This is a genomic window from Terrabacter sp. P5_B1 (genome assembly GCF_056400505.1).
Window position 1 is genome coordinate 1 of record NZ_JBFULD010000377.1, and the last position, 3737, is coordinate 3737.

A 3737-nucleotide genomic window follows, 5' to 3' on the forward strand; every position below is an offset into this window, starting at 1 on the left:
GGGCGGAGCGGTCCTGCAGGGCGTGGTCGACGACGACGGCGCCCCCGCGGACCCCCGCGCGGGGCGCCTCGAAGGCGAGCGCCGCGGCCAGAGCCACCGAGTCAGGGCCTCCCGAGCAGGCGACGAGCACGACACCTCCCGCCGGCACGTCAGCCAGGTGCTCGCGGACCGCGAGTCGGGTGGCGGCGACGGCGGGGTCGGGACCGGGCATCTGTGCTGGGGCTCGCATCGCTCAGCCGTGGACCCGATGCACCCAGGCGTCTGGGTCGAGGATCTCGGCAGCCCGGGGCAGGGTCTCCGGCGAGGTCCAGACGGCGTTGAACCCGTCGCGACCGACCCGGTCGGTGACCGCCCGGACGAAGACGGCTCCGTCGCGGTACTGGCGCATCTTGGCCTCGAGACCGAGCAGCTTGCGCAGCAGGCGGTCGACCCCGACCGCGCTGCTGCGGCGGGCGTCGAACTTGCGGCGGATCTCCTCGACGCTCGGGATGACCTTCGGGCCGACGGCGTCCATGACGACGTCGGCATGGCCCTCGAGCAGCGACATGACGGCCGTCAGCTCGGCGATCTGCGCCTTCTGCTCGGGCGTCGCGAAGAGCTGGCCGATCCCCTCGCCTGAGCTCAGCACCTGGGGAAGGTTCTTGGTCAGCTGCTCGAACCGCCTCGACAGGTCCTCCGGGGTGGGCGCGAGGTCCACGGCGAGGGCCTGGGTGCGGGCGACCATGTGGTCACGCAGCCACGGCACCGCGGTGAACTGCACGCGGTGCGTCTCCTCGTGCATGGCCACCCACCGGCGGAAGTCGGCCGGGTCGACCTCCATGCGCCGCTCGGCGGCGACGATGTTCGGGGCGACCAGCAGCAGGCGCGGCGTGCCGCCGGGGGCGAGGTCGTACTGCCCCAGCACCTTGCTCGAGAGGAAGGCGAGCAGGCCGCCCATCTCGGCGCCGGTCACCTTGCCGCCGATCGCGGCGGCGGTGGCGCTCGTCGATGACTTCTTCGTCGCGTTGAGCTTGTCGACGACGGGGTCGAGCATCGCCTTGAACGAGTCGACGTTGACGCTGATCCAGCCCGCGCGGTCGACCACCAGGGGGTCGGGCGCACCGGCGGGCGCCGTGAGCGCACTGGTCTCGGCGACCGGGCTGATGGCCTCTGCCGCCGCCGCACGCAGGTCGGCCACGATCACGGCCGCCTCGTCGCTCGAGACCTGCGGGCCGGGGTTGACGATCAACCGCCCGGTCCGCTTCGCGAACTCGTAGTCGACGCTCGCGGCCGGCGCACCTCCCGAGCGGTCAGGACGGTCCGCGTCCACGTGGGTCGGGAGGGTCGTGTCGGTCATGCCAGCCCTTTCCGTGCCGTGACGGTGTCGACGTCGCGCGAGGTGTCTGGGAGGCCCATCGGCCCGTTAGCGACACCCGCAGGAGGCGATCGCCGCTACCAGATGGTCCAACGCCGCCCGCGCGTCGTTGGTTCCCGCTCCGGCGACCATACCCACGAAGACGAGCAGCCGGCCGCTGTCGTCGACGACGCTCCCGGCGAGCGCGTTGGCGCCCGTCAGGGTGCCGGTCTTGGCGCGGGCCCGGCCGGCCGCGACATGGTTCGAGCCGGCAAACCGGTCGGCCAGGGTACCGGTCAGGCCACCGATGGGTAGGCCGTCGAGAGCGCGCCGCAGCACCGGGTGGTTCCCGTCGTAGCCGAGCACGAGCACGTCGGACAGGAGCGAGGCGCGCACACGGTTCTCACGTGACAGCCCGCTCGCGTCGGAGAGGGTCACGCCGGCCGTGTCGAGGCCGAGCGCGGCGACCTGTGAGACGACCCAGGAGCCGACCCCGGCGAAGTCGGTGCGGGCCCCGGAGCGGTAGGCCGCCTGGCGGGTGAGGATCTCGGTGAGCGCGTTGTCGCTGTCGGTCAGGGCCAGGGCCAGCTGCTCACGCACGGGGGCTGACCGGACGCTCCCGAGGACCGCACCCGGCCCCTCGGTCGGCCCCTCGGTCTGCCCGGCGGACCCGGGGTCCTGGGTTGCCCCGTCCGTGGGCGACGCAGGCGACGCAGGCGACTCAGGCGACGCAGGCGACGCAGGCGACGCAGCGGAGCGGGTCGGTGTCGGCATCGGCGACCCGGGGACACCCGGGGCCCGGCCCCGAGCCGCGACCACCACGGCGATGCCACGGGTCTCGAGCAGGTGGACCAAGGCCGACCGCACCGAGACGACGGGATCGGCCGGACCCGGGGCGCCGCCGCTCGCCCGCTGGCTCGACAGACCCAGCATCGCGACCGCGCCGGTGATGCCGGAGCTGCGGAACGTCGGTGCCCACGTGGGGGCCGTCGTGGGCCCCCCGGCATACGTCTCGTCGACGAAGAGCGTGACCCTGCGGGTGCCCCGGCCCTTGAGGGCGGTCGTGACCTGGTCGGCGAGGTCTGCCAGGCCCGCGCGACCGGCCACGACATTCGGGTCGCCCTTGCCGGGAGCCAGCAGCGAGTCGCCGCCCGCCACGAGGACGATCTGGTCGGGTGTGTCGCCCTCGCGCACCACGGTGCGCAGCGTCTCGTCGGGGGCGAAGACCCGGCCGATGGCCGCCGCGGACAGCAGCTTCGTCGTCGACGCGGGGACGCGCAGGTCGTTGCCGCGCTGGTCGAGCAGCACTTCGCCGCTCTGCCCGTCGCGCACGACGAGCGCCGAGTCGCGCAGCGCCGGCAGCGCCCGCACCGGGGCGAGCGCCCGCTCGATGCCGGCTGCCGATGGGGCGCCGGCGGCACCCGCCAGCGCGGGCAGCGGCACGTCGACCGAGGTCGGGAGCGTCGGCTGCGACACGATCGGCAGGGTGCGCTTCGCGACGTACTCGGTGGGCGCGGGCGGCGGCAGTGGACGCAGCGTCAGCACACCGGGGGCGGCGTCGGCGACGTCGAGGACGGCATACCCCAGCAGGATCGTCACGACCGACCACACGGCGGCCGTGCCGTAGGTCAGGCGGGGAGCGCGTCGGCGGGGATCACGCTGAGCCGCCATGGCACGTCACCCCCGTCCGTCGTCCGTGCTGTTTCGCGCAAGGCCGGTCCTTGCTGACACACTGTCGCGAACGATTCTGTCAGCCGCCGCCGTGTGCTCCGGCACCCGAAGACCGTGAAGAAGGGGAAGACGTGGAGTTCGACGTCACCATCGAGATCCCGCGCGGACAGCGCAACAAGTACGAGGTCGACCACGAGACGGGCCGGATCCGGCTCGACCGCTACCTCTTCACGCCGATGGCCTACCCCGCCGACTACGGCTACATCGAGGACTCCCTCGGCGAGGACGGCGACCCCCTGGACGCCCTCGTGCTGCTGCCCGAGCCGCTCTTCCCCGGCGTCGTCGTCGAGGTCCGCCCGATCGGCGTCTTCCACATGACCGACGAGGCCGGCGGCGACGACAAGGTGCTCTGCGTGCCGGTCGACCCGCGCAACGTCGACGTGCAGGACATCACCGACGTCAACGAGTTCCGCCTCAAGGAGATCCAGCACTTCTTCGAGCGCTACAAGGACCTCGAGCCGGGCAAGCACGTCGAGGGCTCCGACTGGGGCAACCGTGAGGCTGCCGAGAAGATCATCGGCGAGGCACTCGACCGCGCCAAGGAGCAGGGCGTCTCGACCGCCCGGTGGGCGATGCCGCAGGGCCACTGAGTCCGCGCACCAGCACGACCGCCAGGCTTCGGGCCATGAGACGGCAGATGGTGCTGCGTCCGGTGGGGTGATCACCCCACCGG

General features: G+C 73.0%; 3 protein-coding genes and 1 pseudogene. 1 reads left to right on the top strand and 3 read right to left on the bottom strand.

All coding sequences use genetic code 11. The annotated features are described in order from the left end of the window. The 3 genes and pseudogenes from AC1DP0_RS19460 to AC1DP0_RS19470 form a co-directional block, all read right to left on the bottom strand. Nucleotides 1-211: pseudogene (locus tag AC1DP0_RS19460) on the bottom strand (tRNA lysidine(34) synthetase TilS); the annotation flags it as partial. A gap of 21 nt (nt 212-232) precedes the next feature. Continuing rightward, entirely contained in the window at nt 233-1336 is a 1104-nt protein-coding gene (locus tag AC1DP0_RS19465) for a zinc-dependent metalloprotease (RefSeq protein WP_478087715.1), read from the bottom strand. A gap of 66 nt (nt 1337-1402) precedes the next feature. Then, nucleotides 1403-3004: a D-alanyl-D-alanine carboxypeptidase/D-alanyl-D-alanine-endopeptidase gene (locus AC1DP0_RS19470; RefSeq protein WP_478087720.1), complete on the bottom strand. Its 1602-nt coding sequence runs from the start codon at nt 3002-3004 to the stop codon at nt 1403-1405. A gap of 131 nt (nt 3005-3135) precedes the next feature. Between AC1DP0_RS19470 and AC1DP0_RS19475 the strand changes: the two genes are divergently transcribed. Beyond that, entirely contained in the window at nt 3136-3654 is a 519-nt protein-coding gene (locus AC1DP0_RS19475; RefSeq protein ID WP_478087723.1) for an inorganic diphosphatase, read from the top strand. Nucleotides 3655-3737 lie beyond the last annotated feature (83 nt).